This is a genomic window from Streptomyces sp. NPDC054956 (genome assembly GCF_053609185.1).
The window spans coordinates 1763-20917 of record NZ_JBSGXB010000037.1; the positions used below are offsets into that span (position 1 = coordinate 1763).

Here is a 19155-nt window from a genome sequence, read left to right on the forward strand (position 1 = left end):
CGCGGGGCGAAGTCCCCTACCCGCCCTTCCCCCGGTCCCCGGGGCTCCGCCCCGGACCCCGCGCCTCAAACGCCGGCGGGGCTGGATCTTGCCGGCGGGGGATCCGGGGTGGATTTGGCCGGTGTCGGGCCGCGGGCCAAGCTGAAGGGGTGAGAGACATCGTTGACCGGGCCTGTGAGGCCGCGTTGTACAACCAGGGTGATGCCGGGCTGGATGCCGGGGCCTCGGTGCTCGTGGCCGACGGGGAGCGGTGGGGCGGGGTCGGGCAGGCGCTGCTCGCGCGCGGGGAGGCGTCCGTGCGGCAGGCCTGGGAGCGGGGATGGCGGCCGGGGGACGTGCTGCGGCTCGTGCGCCGCGACCTGACATCGGTGCACGTACGGATCTGCGAGGACCTGGTCGCCGCCGAGGCGCGGCGGTACGCGCGGCTGCCCGAGCGGTGGACGGACGCCGAGCCGTGGTGGGGAGACGACGCGCAGTACGGGGACGCGCTGGTCGGCCGGGAGCGGACCGACCGGTTCAGCCTGGCCACCGCCGTGCTGGAGGTGCTGCGGCTGCTGGTCCGGCTGCCGTCCATAGAACCGGTCGGACCCCTCCCGGGGGACCCCTCCGACGTCCTCGAACACGCGCACATCGAGCCCCGCATGCTCGGCCGCATCCGGGCGCTCCTCGCGAAGGCCGAGGCGACGAACTTCCCGGAGGAGGCGGAGGCCCTCAGCGCCAAGGCGCAGGAGCTCATGGCCCGGCACACCGTCGACGAGGCCCTGCTCGCGGTGAAGACGGGCGTCCGGCAGATCCCCGGAGCCTGCCGGATCGGCGTCGAGGCGCCGTACGAGGAGGCCAAGGCCGTCCTGCTGGACGCCGTGGCGGGCGCGAACCGCTGCCGGGCCGTGTGGAACAGCGCGTACGAGTTCTCCACCGTCGTCGGCTTCGAGAGCGACCTGGAGGCCGTCGAACTGCTCTACACCTCGCTGCTCGTGCAGGGCACCGCCGCCATGACCCGCGCCGAGGCCGGGCAGCGGGCGGGCGGGCGCAAGCGCACCAAGACCTTCCGGCAGTCCTTCCTCCTCGCCTACGCGAGCCGGCTCGGCCAGCGCCTCGCCGAGACCGCCGAGCACACGGTGGCCGAGGCCCCCGACAACCTGCCGGCCCTGGTCGCCCGGGACGTGGCCGTCACCTCGCGGGCCGAGGAGATGTTCCCCCGCACCACCACGACCCGGCTGCGCGGGGCCACCGACCTCGCGGGCTGGGAGGACGGCACGGCGGCGGCCGACCGGGCGCACATGGCCGACGGCCGGCGGGCCTCACTGCGGAAGTGAGCCCGGAGGGGTGGTCACGGCCCCGGGAGCCGTGAACCCGGGAGCCGCGGACCCTTGAGCGGCCGACCCTTGAGCGGCCGGCCCTGCCGCCGGCGCCGCGGCCTCCGGCTCCTCCCGCAGCGCCCGGGCCTCCGCCTTCAGGATGCGCGCCGACTTCCCCAGCCCCCGCGCCATCTCGGGCAGCTTCTTGGAGCCGAAGAGCACCAGGCAGACGAGTACGAGGATGGCGACGTGCCAAGGTTCCAGCGCGTTCCTGAGCATGCGTGTTCCCGTCTTCCGGAGGGCGCCGGCGCCGTGCCGACGGCCCGATGATCGGTGCTCGCGGGCGAAAACGCCATGGATCGGCCGATGTCTGAAGAAGACCTGAAAGGGGCGGGCTGGAGTTACCCTCGGTGCCATGAGCTGGGTCCGGGCGCTGAAGGACACCGCCCGATCCGGGATGACGGTCGAGCGGACCCGGCTGCAGCCCCTCCTCGCGCTGCGCGCCGCCGCCGGACTCGCGATCGTCGTCGGGTTGAGCCTCGCCCTCCTCGGGCCCGGTTCGGCGGCCAGTTCCGCCTTCGGCGCCTACATGGCGGCCATCGCCACCTTCCAGAAGAGCTGGCGGCCGCGCCCCGTCCTGGCGCTGGCCGCCGGGCTGACCCTGGCCGTCTCCACGTTCATCGGCTACCTCGTGGGGTCCTCGCACACCCTGGCCTTCATGGTGCTGCTCGCCGTGTGGAGCTTCGGGGCGGGCCTGATGTGGGCGTCCGGCCCCACCGCCGGGATCATCGCCTCCGGCAACGTCGCGATCATGCTGGTCACCGTCACCCTGCCCACCTCCGTGCCCCAGGCCGCCGGGCACGCCGCGATGATCGCCGCCGGCGGTGTGGTCCAGGCCCTGCTGATCGTCCTCTTCCCGGTCCGCCGCTGGGGCGCCCAGCGCGACGCCCTGGCCGATGCGCTCGCCGCCGAGGCCGACTACGCGCGCCGCCTGCGCCACGACCCCGTCGCCTCCTTCGACCCGCAGCCGCTGATGAAGGCGCGCGACGCCGCGACCGTCACCTCCCGCCAGGCCCGCCGGCGCCCCGCCGAGCTGCACGGGGCGCGGGGGCTCGCGGAGCGCATCCGGCCGGTGCTGGCCTCGCTGGCGGATCCGGCGGTCGGGGCCCCGGCGGAGGGCCCCGCGCGGGACCGGGTACGGGAACTGCTCGCCGCGGCCGGGTCGGTGCTGGACTCCGCCGCGCTGGCGATCCGGCACGGGGATCCCGTACGGCTGCCCGCGCCGGCTCTGGCCGTGCTCAAGGCCCCCGACACCGAGGACCTGTTGCGGGGCGCTCCGCTGCGGGCCGCGCACCGGCTCGCGGTCCTGCTGGAGGACGTACTGGAGACCGCGGAGCCGGGCACCGGGCGTACCGCCGACCCGGAGGAGTCGAGGCTGCGGCCCAGCCTGCCGGCGCTCGCGCCGATGGTGCTGGCCGCCGTACGGGCCGAACTGCGCCCCGGGTCGCCGATCCTGCGGCACGCGCTGCGCGTCACCGCGGTCGCCTGCGCGGGCTACCTCATCGGCCACGCGCTGCCGCTCGGCCACGCCTACTGGGCCCCGATGGCCTCCGTCATGGTGATGCGCCCCGATTTCACGCAGACCTACACCCGGGCCGTCGCCCGCTTCGCCGGCACCCTGGTCGGGGTGGCCGTCGCCACGGCGGTGGTCCAGCTCGCGCATCCGGGGATGTACCTGTCCGGGTTCCTCGCCGTGGTCAGCGCGGGCCTGATGTACACGCTGATGCGCACCGGGTACGCCGTATCGATGGCCTGCGTCTCCGCGTACGTGGTCTTCCTGCTCGGGATGGGCGGCGTCCGGTGGGACCAGACGGTGCCCGACCGGGTCACCCTCACCCTGGTCGGCGGCATCCTCGCGATGGCCTCGTACGCCGTCTACCCGGCCTGGGAGACCCCGCGGCTGCGCACCCGCCTCGCCGACTGGGTGGCCGCCGGCGGCCGGTACGCGGCGGCCGTGCTCGGGCAGTACGCCGACCCGGCCGGGGCCCGGCGCGGCGACGTGCGCGAAGCGCTGCTGGCGGTGCGCGACGCCAGGGTCGCCTGGCAGGAGGCGGTGGACCGGGCCTCGGGGGAGCCGGTGCGCCACCGCGGGATCTCCCGGTCGGCGGCCGACGAGGCGGGCCACGCGCTGGCCGCGATGGGCCGCCACGCGATGCTGCTGGAGGCGCACTACCCGGACCGCGGGCACCCGCCGGTCCCGGGCGCCGCCGCCCTGGCCGAGGCGCTGCGCACGGCGACGGAGGCGGGCGCGAAGGCGGTGCGGGAGCGCGGGGTGCCCGAGTGGGAGGAGGTCCGCGCGGTGCTGGCCGGCCCGGACGCCCCGGAGCCGGGGGTGCTGCGCGGGGCGGCGGAACAGCTGCTGGAGTCGCTGGACGAGGTCTCCGAGGCACTGCGCCCCGGGCCGCGCACCACTCCCTGAACCGGGCGCCGGACCAGAGCTTCCACCGGGCCCTGAACCGGCCCGGGTCCGGGGCCGTGTCCTTAGCGGCGCCTGGGGCTCCGCTCGTGCACGTGCATCTGCCCATGCAGGCCGTCTTGAACACAGCTATGATCCCGTGCAGTTGACATCTGCACTATCGGGGGCTTCCTGTGGACCACGCGTACAACGGGATGGCAGCTGCAGAGCTTGACGGGGTGACCTGGCAGAAGAGCAGACACAGCAACTCGCAGGGTTCCTGTGTGGAGTTCGCCAAACTGCCGGGCGGCGACGTCGCCATGCGCAACTCCCGGTTCCCGGACGGTCCGGCGCTCGTGTACACGCCGGCCGAGATAGAAGCGCTGCTGCTGGGCGTCAAGGACGGCGAGTTCGATCACCTGATCAGCTGATCGCCTCACCGGTTGAACGGTCCGGGGACCGTTAGGAATCAAGCCATGCACGTGCACTGGCCGGGACCGATCGCAATGATCAATCCCGGCCGGTTGCCGTATATGCGGTATTCGTGGCGCGTCAGTCCTGCAGCGTGAACAGCGCCCAGACGACCTTGCCGGTCAGCCGCCCCGCGAGCGGGTGCCAGCCCCAGCTGTCGCTGTAGGAGTCGACGAGGAAGAGCCCGCGCCCCGACTCCAGGTCGCAGTTGCGCTCCGCCGCCTCCGGGACGAAGTTCCCGCCGGGCCGGTCCTCGCTGGGGTCGCGCACCGCGCACACCAGCCGGGTGCTCCACCGCATCAGGTGCAGCCTCACCGGCGGCTCGCCCTCGCCCGCCACCGGCCCGGAATCGTCCGGGAGGGCGTGGCGCAGGGCGTTGGTGACGAGTTCGGAGACGACCAGTGCCACGTCGTCGAAGCGTTCGTCGAGGCCCCACTGCGCGAGGGTGGAACGGGTGAAGGTGCGTGCTCCGCGCACCGCGTCGAAGCGGGCGGGCAGAGCGCAGGAAGCGGACCCGGAGACAGCCGTGGGGTCGACCGGGGGAAGCCCCTGCCGTAACGGCTCGAGCATGGTCGATCCATTCGTCCCCATGCGAGGCACTCCCGGGATTCGAAAGAACTGCGGGGCACGCAGGTGCGCGGGACCATGCTTCCGAATGCGGAAGCCGGATGCAAGGGCAGATGCACGTGCACGCGCCGGACCTGTCCACTCCCGTGATGGTTCTTGCTCATTTCTTCCTACGCATACTTACGGACTTCTTTTACGGCGGGGCGGATTCCGTTACAGAACGAGTACGGTCCGATGCGTTTTGGTGGCAGACTGCGGGCCCTGAGGGGCACGGGGGCCTCTGCGACGCAGCCAGCAATCGGCGCCCACACCGGGCGCCGTGACGACATGTGGGGAGGGCAGTACGAGTGACCGCAGAAGCCAGTGGTTCTGTGGTGCGCCGCATCCTCCTGGGTTCGCAGCTCAGGCGACTCCGAGAATCCCGCGGCATCACCCGTGAGGCGGCCGGCTACTCGATCCGCGCATCCGAATCGAAGATCAGCCGCTTGGAGTTGGGAAGGGTGAGCTTCAAGGCCAGAGACGTCGAGGACCTCCTCACGCTCTACGGAGTCACGGACGGCGCGGAGCGGGAGTCCCTCCTGGGGCTGGTCCGCGAGGCCAACGTGGCCGGCTGGTGGCACAGCTACGGAGACGTCCTGCCCGGCTGGTTCCAGACGTACATCGGACTGGAAGGCGCCGCCTCCCTCATCCGCATCTACGAAGTCCAGTTCGTGCACGGGCTGTTGCAGACCGAGGCCTACGCCCAGGCGGTCGTCAGCCGCGGCATGCCCGGCGCCGGCCGCGCCGAGATCGACCGCCGCGTGGCCCTGCGCCTGGAACGCCAGAAGGTCCTGGTCTCCGAGAGCGCGCCCGTCTTCCACGCCGTGCTCGACGAGGCCGCGCTGCGCCGCCCGTACGGGGACCGCGACGTGATGCGCGGACAGCTCGAACACCTCATCGAGGTCTCCCAGCGGCCCAACGTGCAGCTCCAGGTGATGCCGTTCTCCTTCGGCGGACACTCGGGTGAGAGCGGCGCCTTCACCCTGCTGCGCTTCCCCGAGTCCGACCTCCAGGGCGTCGTCTATCTGGAACAGCTCACCAGCGCCCTCTACCTCGACAAAGACGAGGAAGTGGCGCAGTACGAACGGGCAATGCTGCGCCTCCAGGCCGACTGCCCCGACCCCGACCAGACCCGGGATCTCCTCCGCGGTCTCCTTCAACTGTCTTGATTCGCACGTAGTATGACGCCTGATCAGTGCATGACGATGACCGTTGGGTCTCCGGTGCAGCGCAAGGACGCGCGCTCGCAGTAAGGGATGGCATGTCCATATTCGACGACCTGGCCCACCAGTACATCGACGGCGAATGGCTGGCCGGAAACGGTTCGTGGGACATCATCGACGTCAACCCGTACAACGGGGAGAAGCTCGCGGCCATCACCGTGGCCACCGTCGAGCAGGTCGACCAGGCGTACCGGGCTGCCGAGCGGGCCCAGAAGGAATGGGCCGCCACCAGCCCCTACATCAGACGAGCCGTCCTGGAACGCGCCCTGCGGATCACCGAGGAGCGCGAGAAGGAGATCGTCGAGGCGATGATCGACGAGCTCGGCGGGACCCGTCCCAAGGCCGAGTACGAGGTCCACCTCGCCATGGAGTTCATCCGCGAGGCCATGCAGCTGGCCGTCCGCCCCGAGGGCCGCATCCTGCCCTCGCCGGTGGAGGGCAAGGAGAACCGGATCCAGCGCCTGCCCGTCGGGGTCGTCGCCGTGATCAGCCCCTTCAACTTCCCCTTCCTCGTCACCCTGAAGTCCGTCGCCCCGGCCCTGGCGCTGGGCAACGCCGTGGTCGTCAAGCCGAACCAGAACGCGCCCGTCGTCGGCGGCGGGGTCATCGCCAAGATCTTCGAGGAGGCCGGGCTCCCGGCCGGGCTCCTCAACGTCCTGGTCACCGACATCGCCGAGATAGGCGACGCGCTCCTGACCCACCCCGTCCCCAAGGTCATCTCCTTCGCCGGCTCCGACCGGGTCGGCCGGCACGTCGGCGCGGTCGCCGCCCGCCACTTCAAGCGGACCGTCCTGGAACTCAGCGGCAACAGCGCGCTCGTCGTCCTCGACGACGCCGACCTCGACTACGCGGTGGACGCGGCCGTCTTCAGCCGCTTCGTCTACCAGGGCCAGGTCTGCATGGCCGCCAACCGCATCCTGGTCGACGCCTCCGTCGCGGAGGAGTTCACCGAGAAGTTCACCGCCCGCGTGCGCGCCCTGAAGACCGGCGACCCGCACGACGCCGACACCCACATCGGCCCCCTGATCAACTCCTTCCAGGCCGACGCCCTCACGGCGCTCGTCGACCGCGCCGTCGAGTCCGGGGCCAGCGCCCTCGTACGGGGCTCTACGCGCGGCAACCTGGTCGAGCCGACCGTGCTGGCCGGCCTCCCCGAGGACTCGCCGCTGCTGAGCCAGGAGATCTTCGGCCCCGTCGCGCTGCTCGTGGTCTTCGACGGCGAGGACGAGGCGGTCCGCCTCACCAACGCGACCCCCTACGGACTCAGCGGGGCCGTCCACACGCGCGACGTCGAGCGCGGGGTCCGCTTCGCGCGGCGCATCGAGACCGGGATGATCCACGTCAACGACTCCACCATCGGCGACGAGCCGCTGGCCGCGTTCGGCGGGGAGAAGGCGTCGGGCATGGGCCGGCTGAACGGCGAGGCCACGATCGAGGCCTTCACCACGCAGAAATGGATCTCGGTCCAGCACGGCCGGACGCAGTTCCCGTTCTAGGCCGTCCGGGGACCTAGACTCGGGCGGGTCAGGCGAGGACCGTCCGGGGGAGAGCCGAGTTGAGCAACATACCGGAGACCGGGCGCACCCCCCGGGTCCAGAACCGGCTCGTCATGATCCAGATCGTGGTGTTCTCGCTGCTGCTGACCCTCGGCGGCCGCCTCTGGTACTTGCAGATACGCAATGGCCAGGAGTACACGGACGAGGCGAAGAACAACCACACCCAGCAGGTGGTCCAGCCCGCCGTGCGCGGAGCCATCCTCGACTCCCGCGGCGTACCGCTCGCCGACAACGAGACCCGCATGGTCGTCTCCGCCAGCCGCACCGAGCTGTCCAAGATGAAGGACCGCGGCAAGGGGGTCCTGACGGAGCTCGCCGGGGTCCTGGGGCTCAAGCCCGAGGACGTGGTCAACGGGGTCCGGCTGTGCGACTCCAAGACCCCCAAGCCCTGCTGGAACGGCTCCCCGTACCAGCCGATCCCGATCACCGACGAGGCGACGACCGACCAGGTCCTGGAGATAAGGGAGCACGCCGAGCGGTTCCCCGGCATCACCGCCGAGCCCACCGCCCTGCGCCGCTACGCCGGACCCGACGGCGCCAACACCTCCCAGGTGCTCGGCTACCTCTCCCCGGTGACCGACGAGGAGATCACCAAGGCGAAGAACTCCGACTCCCCGTACCTGCGCTCCGACCAGGTGGGCCGCAGCGGCCTGGAGCGCACCTACGACAAGGAGCTGCGCGGAAAGGCGGGCATCACCCGCTACGAGGTGGACAACCTCGGCCGCGTCATCGGCGAGGGCGTGAGCGACAAGGCGCAGCCCGGCGCGAACATCGTCACCTCGATCGACTCGCGGGTGCAGGCCGTTGCCGAGCGCGAGCTGAACAACGCGATGATCGAGGCCCGCAAGGGCTTCGACAAGAACACGCGCCGCAACTACGAGGCCGACTCGGGCGCCGTCGTGGTCATGGAGGCGAAGACCGGCCGGGTCGTCGCCATGGCCTCCAACCCGACGTACGACCCGAACGCCTGGGTCGGCGGGATCTCCGCGAAGGACTACGCCTCCCTCACGGACAAGGAGTCGAACTACCCGCTGCTCAACCGGGCCATCCAGGGCCAGGCGGCCCCCGGCTCGATCTTCAAGGTGGTCTCCTCCACGGCGGCGGTCAACGCCGGCTACCCCTTCAACGCCCGCTACGGCTGCCCGAGCTCGTACTCGGTCGGCAGCCAGGTCTTCACCAACTTCGAGTCCCAGGGCCACGGGGACATCACCATCGGCAAGGCCCTGGAGGTGTCCTGCGACACCGTCTACTACGCCATCGCCGACAAGGAGTGGAAGAAGGACGGCGGGATCAAGCCCAAGGCACAGCCCGGCGACTGGTTCTTCAGGACCGCGCACGAGTTCGGCCTCGGCAAGCCCACCGGCATCGACCTGCCGAACGAGGTGACCGGCCGGGTCCCCGACCGCCAGTGGAAGAAGGACTTCTTCGAGGCCAACAAGGCCGCCTGGTGCCGGGACGGCAAGAAGGACGGCTCGTACGCCGAGAAGATCGCCTACGAGAACTGCCGCCAGGGCAACCAGCTGCGCGAGGGCGACGCGATCAACTACTCCATCGGCCAGGGCGACACCCTCGTCACCCCGATCCAGATGGCCTCCGTCTACGCCGCCATCGCCAACGGCGGCACCTTGCACCAGCCCAGCATCGGCAAGGCCGTGGTCAGCGCCGACGGCGGCTCGGTCAAGGAGATCGCACCGAAGGAGCAGGGCAGGCTCCCGATGGACGCCAAGCTCCGCGACGACATCGACGGCGCCCTGGCCGACGTGGTCACCTCCGGCAGCGCGGCCTGGCGGTTCGGCGGCTGGCCGCAGAAGCGGATCCCGATGCACGCGAAGACCGGTACGGCAGAGGTCCAGGGCAAGCAGACCACCTCGTGGTTCGCCTCCTACACCGAGGACTACTCGATCGTGATGACGATCTCCCAGGGCGGCACCGGCTCCGGAGCCTCGGGACCGGCCGTCCGCAAGATCTACGAGGCGATGTACGGCCTGGACGAGAAGGGCAACCAGGACCTCTCCAAGGCCCTGCTCCCGAAGCCGCGGACCGAACTCCCGCCGACACGCCAAGAAGGTCAGTAATTAGGACAGGGGCTGACCTCATTGCCTCGTAACGTGTTTCTCGTCAGCAGGAGAGGCACCGAGAACAGAAGGCGGTCAGATCATGGCTCAGATTTCCACAGAGGTCCCCGGTGACGAGCGCGGCACGCTCCTCTCCTTCGTCGAGGCCCAGCGGGTCGCGCTGCGCGAGGCGGCGCAGGGGCTGACCGAGGAGCAGGCGGCGAGCCGCCCCAGCGTCAGCGAACTGTCCCTGTCCGGGCTGCTCAAGCACGCGGCGCAGTGCGAGCGGAACTGGCTGCGGATGGCGCAGCAGGCCCCGGCCGCCGAGGGCTCGGCGGAGTCCTGGAGCGAGGCCTTCCGCCTGGTCGAGGGCGAGTCCGTGGAATCCGTCCTGGCCCTCTGGGACGGGATCAGGCGGGAGACGGAGGCCTTCATCGCCTCGGTCCCCAGCCTCGACGACAGCTTCCCGCTGCCGCCGGCCCCGTGGTTCCCGCAGGACGCCAAGGTCTCGATGCGCTGGATGCTCCTGCACCTGGTGGAGGAGTTCGCCCGGCACGCCGGCCACGCCGACATCATCCGCGAGTCCATCGACGGCACCAAGGCCATGGGATAGCTGCCGCCGGACCCCGGGCTTGCACCTCACGCCGCGTGAGGGACCACAGTGAAGGGCGTACCCAACCAGAGGAGCGGGAACGATGAGCTACTCCGTGGGCCAGGTCGCCGGATTCGCCGGGGTCACGGTGCGCACGCTGCACCACTACGACGAGATCGGGCTGCTCAGTCCGGGCGGCCGCAGCCATGCCGGCCACCGGCGCTACGAGGACACCGACCTCGACCGGCTGCAGCGCATCCTGTTCTACCGGGAGCTCGGTTTCCCGCTCGACGAGGTCGCGGTCCTGCTGGACGACCCGGAATCGGACCCGAGGGAGCACCTGCGCCGGCAGCACGCCCTCCTGACCGACCGGATCGCCCGGCTCCAGCGGATGGCCGAGGCCGTCGAGCACGCCATGGAGGCGAACAAGATGGGCATCAACCTCACGCCCGAGGAGAAGTTCGAGGTCTTCGGGGACAAGGATCCCGAGCAGTACGCGGAGGAGGCCGAGCGCCGCTGGGGCGGCACCGACACCTACGCGGAGTCGCAGCGCAGGGCGGCCGCCTACACCAAGGACGACTGGAAGCGGATGCAGGACGAGGCCGCCGACTGGGGCACCCGGTACGCGGCCCTCATGGAGGCCGGTGAGTCCGCCGGGGGCGAGCGCGCGACGGACATGGCCGAGGAGCACCGCCTGCACATCTCCACGTGGTTCTACGACTGCTCGTACGAGATGCACACGTGCCTCGGGGAGATGTACGTCACGGACGAGCGGTTCAAGGCGTTCTACGACTCCATCCACCCGGGCCTGGCCGAGCACCTGAGGGATTCGATCACCGCCAACGCGGTCCGCAAGTCCTAGTCGCCGGTCCGTGGAACCAGCCGGGGGCGGTGTGCGTTCATAATTGGACGGACACCCCCCCGATCCAGGAGAGCCCGGAACTCGTGAACACGCTTGCGCTCGGCCCTGAGTGGATCTCCCCGGAGTATCTGATCGGCCACTTCGGCCTGATCGGCATCCTGGTCATCGTCTTCGCGGAATCGGGTCTCTTCGCGTTCCTGCCCGGAGACTCCCTGCTGTTCACGGCGGGTCTGTTCGTCGCGAGCGGCACGATCTCGCAGCCGCTGTGGCTGGTCTGCACCCTGATCGTGGCCGCCGCGATCCTGGGCGACCAGGTCGGCTACATGATCGGCAAGATCTTCGGTCCGAAGATCTTCAACAAGCCGAACTCCAAGCTCTTCAAGCGCGAGAACCTCGACGCGGCGCACGACTTCATGGAGAAGCACGGCCCCAAGGCGATCGTCCTCGCGCGCTTCGTGCCGATCATCCGCACCTTCGCGCCGATGGTCGCGGGCGCGACCGCGATGAAGTACCGCACCTTCCTGACGTTCAACGTCATCGGCGGTGTCCTGTGGGGCGCGGGCGTCACGGTCCTGGGCTACCAGCTCGGCCAGTTCGAGCTCATCAAGAAGAACGTCGAGCCGATCTTCATCGGCATCGTCCTGATCTCGGTCATCCCGGTGATCTTCGAGGTGCTGAAGTCCCGCAAGCAGAAGAAGGCGGCGGCCGAGGCCGGCGAGCTGCCGGACGGCGGCGGCGAGGACCCGCAGGCCCCGGGCCAGCGCAGCGGCCGCCACGCGAAGCGCTAGCAGCCCGTACGGGGCCCCGTACGATGCCCCGCGCGACCGGAATCCCCGGTCCGCGGGGCATCGTCGTGTCCGGGCCCGGCCGGGCCCGCCCCGGCGGCGGGGCCTAGAAGCCGCGGGTGCGCTTCGCCGCGCTGCGCTTGGCCGCGCTGGCCGCGCCGGGGATGCGCATGAACAGGCGGGACATCTCCGAGCCGAGGTTGACGCCGATGGCGATGGCGAGCGCGATGGCCACGGCGTTCGTCAGCGAGCCCAGCCCCTCGTTCAGCCGGTTCTCGGCGATCAGCAGCAGCCCGTAGTACGTCGCCGAGCCCGGCAGCAGCGGACCGATGGCCGCCGTGACGAAGGGCAGCGCCGAGGAGAGCCGGTGGCGGGACAGGAGCTGCCCGAAGAGGCCGACCAGCCCGGCGGCGATCGCGGTGGACGGCACCGCCGGGATCTTGCCGGCGTAGTGCAGGGCCCCGTAGACCACCCAGGCGACCCCGCCGTTGAGGGTCACGAACAGCACGGTGGAACGTTCCTGCTGGAGCAGGATCGCGAACGTGAACACCAGCACCATCGAGGCGGCGATCTGCAGCAGCGGCCGCTGCGCGATCTGGAGCACGTCCTCCGGCTGCGGATTGGAGCCGAACTGCAGGCCGATGTAGAGCACCACCAGGACGCCCATGATGATGCCGATGAAGAGGTACATCACCTCCAGCAGCCGGGCGGAAGCGGTGATGTAGTAGCCGGTCAGACCGTCCTGCACGGCCGCGACCAGGGCCCGCCCCGGCAGCAGGGCGAACAGCCCGCCGGTGATCACGGCCGAGGAGCGCACGTCGAACTCGGTGAGCTTCAGGGCCACGCCCATCGCGGCCGGAGGCATCGCCGCGACCACGAACTGGTAGAACTCCGGCAGCCCGCGACCCGCGCAGAACCAGGCCAGCCGGTCGCCGAGGACCGCCCCGAGTGCGGCCGCGAAGAACACCAGGACCCCGCCGCCGACCAGCGTCGAGGCCGCGCCGGCGAGCAGCCCGGCGGCCGCGGTGAGCATCCAGCCCGGGTACGGGTGCCGGTTGCGGCGGATCTCGGCGAGCCGCCGGTAGGCGTCCTCCAGCGAGATGTCGACCTCGGGCGCGCTGATGTCGTTGACGAGCCGGAAGACGGCCGCGAGCCGGTTGTAGTCCGTGCCCCGGCGCCGCACGGTGCGGTTCGCCGAGATGGGGTCGTCCACCAGCGAGGGCTGGTAGGTGATCGACAGCATGGTGAAGGTGACGGTCGGCTCGCAGCGGTCCATCCCGTAACTGCGGGCCACGGCGAACATCGCGGCCTCCACGTCCTCGGCGCCCTCGCCGCCCGAGAGCAGCAGCTCCCCGATGCGCAGCGTCAGGTCGAGCACGCGGCCCACCGCCGGGCCGGTCTCGGCGGCCTGCTTCTGGGCGGGCTCGGGGACCGGCCGGACGTCGACCGGCATGCGCAGCACCGTACGCATGCGGTCCTGCCAGGGGGACTCCTTCATCCGGGTGACGGGGAAGCCCGGGGGGCCCGTGTAGGCCGGCGGGGAGTGCGCGGCGCTGTAGGTGTGCGGAGTGGCGAAGGCGGACCCCTCGGGCTCCACGGGCAGCGAGGCGAGGCCGTCGGGGACGGCGAACTCCGAGGTCGGCTGCTCCTCCTCGGCCGGCTCCGGCTCCACTCCGACGCCGGGCGGCACGGCGAACGCGCTGCGCGCCTCGTCCGACTTCGGCTTCCGGTCCTCCGTCCCGGATGCTTCGCCCTCCGCCACGCGTCCTCCCAGTCCCCGGCCAGCCCGTATCAGTATGCGGAATAGCCCGATCCACGGCGAAGCCGGGCCGATTCAGCCCCGCGGCGTTCGAGGCGCGGGGGTCCGGGGGCTGGCCCCCGTGCAGCGGACCCGCAGGCGGGCACGACAACGGGCGGCACCCCGAAGGGATACCGCCCGTGGTGTGGCAAGGGCCGACGGGACTTCCCGCCCACCCCATGCCCGGCGGAGACTAGTGGTGGCCGCCCTGCGCCTCGAGGCGCTTGAACGAGGCCTCGATCTCGGCCTCGGCCTCGGTGCGGCCGACCCAGTTCGCGCCCTCGACGGACTTGCCCGGCTCCAGGTCCTTGTAGACCTCGAAGAAGTGCTGGATCTCCAGGCGGTCGAACTCGGACACGTGGTGGATGTCGCGCAGGTGCTCGACGCGCGGGTCGGAGGCCGGCACGCACAGCAGCTTGGCGTCGCCGCCCGCCTCGTCCGTCATGTTGAACATGCCGATGGCGCGGCACTTGATCAGGCAGCCCGGGAAGGTCGGCTCGTCAAGGATGACCAGCGCGTCCAGCGGGTCGCCGTCCTCGCCGAGGGTGTTCTCGACGAAGCCGTAGTCGGCCGGGTAGCTGGTCGAGGTGAAGAGGCGACGGTCCAGACGGATCCGGCCGGTCTCGTGGTCCACCTCGTACTTGTTCCGCGAACCCTTGGGGATCTCGATGGTGACGTCGAACTCCACGTCCTGCTCCTCCATGATCAGATGCACTGCTTCGAGACTGCGTTTGATTCACCTGCGTGCGCGTCCGTCCCAGCCCTGCCGGGTGGGGTGCCATGCTCGCGGCAAGACGCAGTGGTTAAGTGTCCCTCACGCATATGTGTGATCGCGAAAGGGGCTGGTCCGAGGTGCCATTGATCAAGACGTGGCAGCTCGTCGCCGTTTCGGCCGTCGCCGGCCTCGCCCTGTCGGGCGCGGCGGTGGCCGCCGCGGGTCCGTGGGACTCCGGCCAGCGTAAGGCCGAGCGGGACGAGGCCGCCTCCTGGGGCCGTACGGGTGGTGCAGATCACGGTGGCGACGGGGCCGGTGCGCAGCCCCAGGCGGCCCCCAGCGCCCCGGGAGTCCTCCCCGGCGTGCGGTCCGGCGCGGCCGCCACGGGCAACCTGGCCGAGCCGGTGGACGCCGGGTCGCTGGCCTCCGTGCTGCGTCCGCTGCTCGCGGACCGGGCGCTGGGAACGGCCCGCGGCGCCTCCGTGGTCGACACCGCCACCGGACAGGTGCTGTACGAGTCGGGCTCCCGTGAGGCCATGACCCCCGCCTCCACCGTCAAGATCGCCACCGCGGCGGCCGCACTCGCCGCGCTCGGCCCCGAGCACCGGATCCGCACCACCGTCACCCCCGGCGCCGGCCCCGGCAAGATCGTCCTGGTCGGCGGCGGCGACCCCACGCTCACCGCCAAGAAGAAGGCCCCCGCCGGCTCCGGCGGCAGCCTCGTCGCCCTGGCGGCCGACACCGCCCAGGCGCTCAAGGCCGCGGGCACCGAGACCGTCGTCCTCGGCTACGACGACACCCTCTACACCGGCCCGGTCCGCCACCCGATCGGCGTCAACGACAACATCGCCCCCGTCACCGCCCTGACGGCCGACGAAGGCCGCCCCGACGAGTCCTTCTCCGGCCCCGTCAAGCGCAGCGAGGACCCCTCCAGGGACACCGCCCGCGCCTTCGCCGCCCTGCTCGCCGAACGCGGGGTCAAGGTGACCGGCGAACCCGCCAGGGCCAAGGCCCCCGCGGGCGCCGTACCGCTCGCCGCCACCCTCTCGCCCCCGCTCGCCGGACTCGTCGAGCGGATGCTGACCAACAGCGACAACGACATCGCCGAGGCACTGGCCCGCCAGACCGCGCTGGCCTCCGGAGCGCCCGCGAGCTTCGAAGGCGTGGAGAAGTCGCTCGGCGCCAAGCTCGCCTCCCTCGGCGTCGACACCTCCGGCTCCCACTTCGCCGACGGCAGCGGGCTCGACCGCGCCGACAAGGTCAGCGCCGGACTGCTGACCTCCCTCCTGGTCAAGGCCGCCGATCCGCAGCGGCCCGAACTGCGGCCCGTCCTGACCGGACTGCCCGTCGCCGGATTCACCGGAACCCTGCGCACCCGCAACGCCGGCAGCTCCCCGGCGGCCGGCCTGCTGCGCGCCAAGACGGGCACCCTGACCGGCGTGAACTCCCTCGCCGGCACCGTCGTCGACTCCTCCGGCCGCCTGCTGGCCTTCGCGTTCCTGACCGCGAACACCACCGACCCGGGCGCCGCGGAGAAGGGACTCGACAAGCTCGCGGCAGCCGTGGCCGGGGCTCCGTAACCATCCCGCCCGCGCGCAGGTCCACGTACGGTTGACGCATGACGAGCATCGGTGGTGCGGAGATGGTCGACTGGAACCTCGCGGTGGCGACCGCGACCCGGCTGGTACGGCCCGGCCCGGAGGTCAGCCGGGACGAGGCGCGGGCCGTCGTCGCGGAGCTGCGCAGGCACGCCAAGACCTCCGAACGGCACGTGCGGGAGTTCACCCGGATGATCCCGGAGGGCTCGGCCCCGCCCGACACCCCCGTCCTGGTCGTGGACCGGGCCGGCTGGGTGAAGGCCAACGTGGCAGGCTTCCGCGAACTCCTGGGGCCCCTCCTCGGCAAGATGCAGGACCGCCGCGCCGGCACCCCCGGCGGCGCCGTCCTCGGCGCGGTCGGCGGCAAGGTCACCGGCGTGGAACTGGGCATGCTGCTGAGCTTCCTGGCCTCCCGCGTCCTCGGCCAGTACGAGACCTTCGCGCCCGCCGCCCTCGACCTGCCCGGCTCGGCCACCGGCGGCCGGCTGCTGCTCGTCGCCCCGAACATCGTGCACGTCGAACGGGAGCTGGAGGTGGACCCGCACGACTTCCGGCTCTGGGTCTGCCTGCACGAGGAGACGCACCGTACCCAGTTCACGGCCGTCCCGTGGCTCCGCGAACACCTCGAGGGCGAAATCCAGACGTTCCTCGGCGCCACCGAGGTCGACCCGATGACCGTGCTGGAACGGCTGCGCGAGGCCGCCCAGTCCTTCGCCGGAGCCCGCCCCGACGCCGAGCGCGGCGACGAGGGCCGCTCGCTGGTCGAGCTCGTCCAGACCCCCGAACAGCGCGAGGTGCTGGCCAGGCTCACCGCCGTCATGTCCCTCCTGGAGGGCCACGCCGACTTCGTCATGGACGGCGTCGGGCCCGAGGTGGTCCCCTCCGTCGCCGAGATCCGGGAGAAGTTCCAGCAGCGCCGGGCCAGCGGCGCGGGCCGCCTCGACGCCGCCCTGCGCAAACTCCTCGGCCTCGACGCGAAGCTGCGCCAGTACCGCGACGGCGAGCGGTTCGTGCGCGCCGTCGTCGGCCAGGTCGGCATGGACGGCTTCAACCGGGTCTGGACCTCGCCGAACACCCTCCCGACGAAGGCCGAGATCGCCAAGCCCGCCGACTGGGTCGCGCGCGTCCACCGCAAGGGGAGCGAACAGAACGAAGAGGTGTGACGCAGGAGGCGTGAAGATGTCCCTCTGGGGGAAACAGCATCACCCGTCCGAGGGACCGTGGGGCGTGGAAGGGCGTGCGATGCTCGGGGAACGGCTCGGTTCTGTCACCATCATCGCACTCTGAGTGACAACCCCCGTTCCGCTCGCGGACCGGGGCCGGCCGGACAGCACCCCAGCGCACCACCCTCCCCAACGCCTCCCAAGCGCCTCCGAGGCATCCGAACTCCACCGAAGGGCACCGGACATGGGTCCCCATCCTGCGGTCGCGGCGATACGCCTGGCGGTCCGCCGCGTACTCCACGACGTCCTCACCGACCTCACCGACCGACCCGTTCCGCCGGAACCCCGGGTCGGCCGCCCCGGACGCAGCATCGCAACCCGAGCCGGTGCAGCCCCCCACGATCCCCTCCCCGACAGCGCCCCCCTCGTCCTCGTCGCCTGCTCCGGCGGCGCCGACTCCATGGCGCTCGCCTCCGCCCTCGCCTTCGAGGCCCCCAAACTCGGAATCCGGGCCGGCGGCATCACCGTCGACCACGGGCTCCAGCCCGGATCCGACCTGCGCGCCGCCGAGGTCGTCGTGCGCATGACCGCGCTGCGCCTCGACCCGGTGGAGTCCGTCGCCGTGCGCGTCGGCCGCGACGGCGGACCCGAGGCCGCCGCCCGCGACGCCCGCTACGCGGCCCTGGACGAGGCCGCCCACCGGCTCGGCGCCGTGGCCGTCCTGCTCGGCCACACCCGCGACGACCAAGCGGAAACCGTCCTGCTGGGCCTCGCCCGCGGCTCCGGCATCCGCTCCCTGTCCGGCATGGCCGAGGTCTCGGGCGGACCGGGAGACCCCGCGACCCGCGGCCACCGCTACCGGCGACCCTTCCTCCAGGTCGACCGGCAGACCGCCCGCAAGGCCTGCATGGTCCAGTCCCTCCCCGTCTGGGACGACCCGCACAACATCGACCCCGCCTACACCCGCTCCCGGCTCCGCCACGAAGGACTGCCCGCCCTGGAGAAGGCCCTCGGCAAGGGAGTCGTGGAGGCGCTCGCCCGCACCGCCCAGCTCTCCCGCGACGACGCCGACGCCCTGGACGCCTGGGCCGCCGAGGCCGAGGGCGGCGTACGGGACGAGGACGGCCGCCTGGAGTGCGCCAAGCTGTACGCGCTGCCCCCCGCCGTCCGCCGCCGCGTACTGCGCCGGGCCGTCGTCGCGGCCGGCTCCCCCGCAGGCTCCCTCTTCGCCCGCCACATCGAGGAAGTCGACCGGCTCATCACCGGATGGCGCGGCCAGGGCGCCATCAACCTGCCCGGCCGGGTCGAGGCCCAGCGCCAGGGTGGCAGACTGGTCATCCGGCAGGGCTGATTGGTGCTGAAACACGGCTGAGTCCTCCGGGGTCACCCCCGGAGCCCCAGCCGACAACGAAAGTGATGCGGGTGGACGAGAAGGACATGGGCAACGACCTCCAGTCGGTGCTCATCACCAAGGAAGAGATCGACGCGAAGCTGGCCGAGCTGGCCGCGAAGATCGACGCGGAGTACGCGGGCAAGGACCTGCTCATCGTCGGCGTCCTCAAGGGCGCGGTGATGGTGATGGCGGACCTGGCGCGCGCCTTGTCCACCCCGCTCACCATGGACTGGATGGCGGTGTCCTCCTACGGCGCCGGGACCCAGTCCTCGGGCGTGGTCCGGATCCTCAAGGACCTGGACACCGACATCAAGGACAAGCACGTCCTGATCGTCGAGGACATCATCGACTCCGGTCTGACGCTGTCCTGGCTGCTGTCGAACCTGGGCTCCCGCCAGCCGGCCTCCCTCGAGGTCGTCACGCTGCTGCGCAAGCCCGACGCCGCCAAGGTCGCCATCGACGTGAAGTGGGTCGGCTTCGACATCCCGAACGAGTTCGTCGTGGGCTACGGCCTCGACTACGCGGAGAAGTACCGCAACCTCCCGTTCGTCGGCACGCTGGCGCCCCACGTCTACGGCGGCTGATC

The 19155-nt window shown here is 71.5% G+C and carries 17 protein-coding genes; 13 read left to right on the plus strand and 4 right to left on the minus strand.

Annotated features, from left to right (window positions below; all coding sequences use genetic code 11):
- Positions 1-149 precede the first annotated feature (149 nt).
- A complete protein-coding gene (locus tag ACWGDE_RS09785) occupies positions 150-1316 on the plus strand; it encodes a DUF2786 domain-containing protein (RefSeq protein WP_453388460.1) in 1167 nt (388 codons plus the stop codon).
- Here ACWGDE_RS09785 and tatA read toward each other — a convergent pair.
- A complete protein-coding gene (gene tatA, locus ACWGDE_RS09790) occupies positions 1302-1577 on the minus strand; it encodes a Sec-independent protein translocase subunit TatA (RefSeq protein WP_453388461.1) in 276 nt (91 codons plus the stop codon). The genes ACWGDE_RS09785 and tatA overlap by 15 nt on opposite strands.
- A 136-nt stretch (positions 1578-1713) precedes the next feature.
- On the opposite strand from tatA, the gene ACWGDE_RS09795 reads away from it, so the two are divergent.
- Both ACWGDE_RS09795 and ACWGDE_RS09800 read left to right on the plus strand, forming a co-directional pair.
- A complete protein-coding gene (locus ACWGDE_RS09795) occupies positions 1714-3777 on the plus strand; it encodes an FUSC family protein (RefSeq protein ID WP_453388462.1) in 2064 nt (687 codons plus the stop codon).
- Between the two features lie 170 nt (positions 3778-3947).
- Positions 3948-4184 (plus strand): DUF397 domain-containing protein, encoded by a 237-nt coding sequence (locus ACWGDE_RS09800; protein ID WP_112450436.1) that lies wholly within the window; start codon positions 3948-3950, stop codon positions 4182-4184.
- Positions 4185-4305: 121 nt separating this feature from the next.
- Here ACWGDE_RS09800 and ACWGDE_RS09805 read toward each other — a convergent pair whose 3' ends face one another.
- The gene (locus tag ACWGDE_RS09805; protein WP_453388463.1) at positions 4306-4815 is read right to left on the minus strand and encodes an ATP-binding protein; all 510 of its coding nucleotides are present in this window, start codon (positions 4813-4815) and stop codon (positions 4306-4308) included.
- Between the two features lie 323 nt (positions 4816-5138).
- On the opposite strand from ACWGDE_RS09805, the gene ACWGDE_RS09810 reads away from it, so the two are divergent.
- From ACWGDE_RS09810 to ACWGDE_RS09835, 6 genes are all read left to right on the plus strand, one after another.
- Positions 5139-5999: a helix-turn-helix domain-containing protein gene (locus ACWGDE_RS09810; RefSeq protein ID WP_453388464.1), complete on the plus strand. Its 861-nt coding sequence runs from the start codon at positions 5139-5141 to the stop codon at positions 5997-5999.
- 92 nt (positions 6000-6091) lie between these two features.
- Positions 6092-7549, plus strand: a complete 1458-nt coding sequence (locus tag ACWGDE_RS09815; protein ID WP_453388465.1) for an aldehyde dehydrogenase family protein — start codon at positions 6092-6094, stop codon at positions 7547-7549.
- Positions 7550-7608: 59 nt separating this feature from the next.
- Positions 7609-9684, plus strand: a complete 2076-nt coding sequence (mrdA, locus tag ACWGDE_RS09820) for a penicillin-binding protein 2 (protein ID WP_453388466.1) — start codon at positions 7609-7611, stop codon at positions 9682-9684.
- Positions 9685-9763: 79 nt separating this feature from the next.
- Positions 9764-10276: a DinB family protein gene (locus ACWGDE_RS09825; RefSeq protein ID WP_453388488.1), complete on the plus strand. Its 513-nt coding sequence runs from the start codon at positions 9764-9766 to the stop codon at positions 10274-10276.
- Positions 10277-10358: 82 nt separating this feature from the next.
- Positions 10359-11117: a MerR family transcriptional regulator gene (locus ACWGDE_RS09830; RefSeq protein ID WP_453388467.1), complete on the plus strand. Its 759-nt coding sequence runs from the start codon at positions 10359-10361 to the stop codon at positions 11115-11117.
- 83 nt (positions 11118-11200) lie between these two features.
- Positions 11201-11905, plus strand: a complete 705-nt coding sequence (locus ACWGDE_RS09835; protein ID WP_453388468.1) for a DedA family protein — start codon at positions 11201-11203, stop codon at positions 11903-11905.
- A gap of 103 nt (positions 11906-12008) precedes the next feature.
- On the opposite strand, the gene ACWGDE_RS09840 is transcribed toward ACWGDE_RS09835, so the two are convergent.
- Positions 12009-13664 carry a threonine/serine ThrE exporter family protein gene (locus ACWGDE_RS09840; RefSeq protein ID WP_453388469.1) on the minus strand — a complete coding sequence of 552 codons (1656 nt, stop codon included), beginning with the start codon at positions 13662-13664 and terminating at the stop codon, positions 12009-12011.
- 229 nt (positions 13665-13893) lie between these two features.
- Entirely contained in the window at positions 13894-14388 is a 495-nt protein-coding gene (locus tag ACWGDE_RS09845) for an inorganic diphosphatase (protein ID WP_030756147.1), read from the minus strand.
- Positions 14389-14522: 134 nt separating this feature from the next.
- Between ACWGDE_RS09845 and dacB the strand changes: the two genes are divergently transcribed.
- The 4 genes from dacB to hpt all read left to right on the plus strand — a co-directional run bounded on the left by dacB (position 14523) and on the right by hpt (position 19153).
- Entirely contained in the window at positions 14523-15995 is a 1473-nt protein-coding gene (gene dacB / locus ACWGDE_RS09850) for a D-alanyl-D-alanine carboxypeptidase/D-alanyl-D-alanine endopeptidase (protein ID WP_453388470.1), read from the plus strand.
- Positions 15996-16033: 38 nt separating this feature from the next.
- Positions 16034-17176, plus strand: a complete 1143-nt coding sequence (locus ACWGDE_RS09855; protein ID WP_453388471.1) for a zinc-dependent metalloprotease — start codon at positions 16034-16036, stop codon at positions 17174-17176.
- Between the two features lie 244 nt (positions 17177-17420).
- Entirely contained in the window at positions 17421-18527 is a 1107-nt protein-coding gene (gene tilS / locus ACWGDE_RS09860) for a tRNA lysidine(34) synthetase TilS (RefSeq protein WP_453388472.1), read from the plus strand.
- Between the two features lie 65 nt (positions 18528-18592).
- Positions 18593-19153 carry a hypoxanthine phosphoribosyltransferase gene (hpt, locus tag ACWGDE_RS09865; protein WP_243339812.1) on the plus strand — a complete coding sequence of 187 codons (561 nt, stop codon included), beginning with the start codon at positions 18593-18595 and terminating at the stop codon, positions 19151-19153.
- The last annotated feature ends 2 nt before the right edge of the window (positions 19154-19155 follow it).

Bases quoted from the DNA above. Each gene is read 5' to 3' on its own strand.
- tilS (WP_453388472.1), top strand. From the start codon at position 17,421: ATGGGTCCCCATCCTGCGGTCGCGGCGATACGCCTGGCGGTCCGCCGC.
- ACWGDE_RS09855 (WP_453388471.1), top strand. From the start codon at position 16,034: ATGACGAGCATCGGTGGTGCGGAGATGGTCGACTGGAACCTCGCGGTG.
- dacB (WP_453388470.1), top strand. From the start codon at position 14,523: ATGTGTGATCGCGAAAGGGGCTGGTCCGAGGTGCCATTGATCAAGACG.
- ACWGDE_RS09795 (WP_453388462.1), top strand. From the start codon at position 1,714: ATGAGCTGGGTCCGGGCGCTGAAGGACACCGCCCGATCCGGGATGACG.
- hpt (WP_243339812.1), top strand. From the start codon at position 18,593: ATGCGGGTGGACGAGAAGGACATGGGCAACGACCTCCAGTCGGTGCTC.
- ACWGDE_RS09815 (WP_453388465.1), top strand. From the start codon at position 6,092: ATGTCCATATTCGACGACCTGGCCCACCAGTACATCGACGGCGAATGG.
- ACWGDE_RS09805 (WP_453388463.1), bottom strand. From the start codon at position 4,815: ATGGGGACGAATGGATCGACCATGCTCGAGCCGTTACGGCAGGGGCTT.
- tatA (WP_453388461.1), bottom strand. From the start codon at position 1,577: ATGCTCAGGAACGCGCTGGAACCTTGGCACGTCGCCATCCTCGTACTC.
- ACWGDE_RS09830 (WP_453388467.1), top strand. From the start codon at position 10,359: ATGAGCTACTCCGTGGGCCAGGTCGCCGGATTCGCCGGGGTCACGGTG.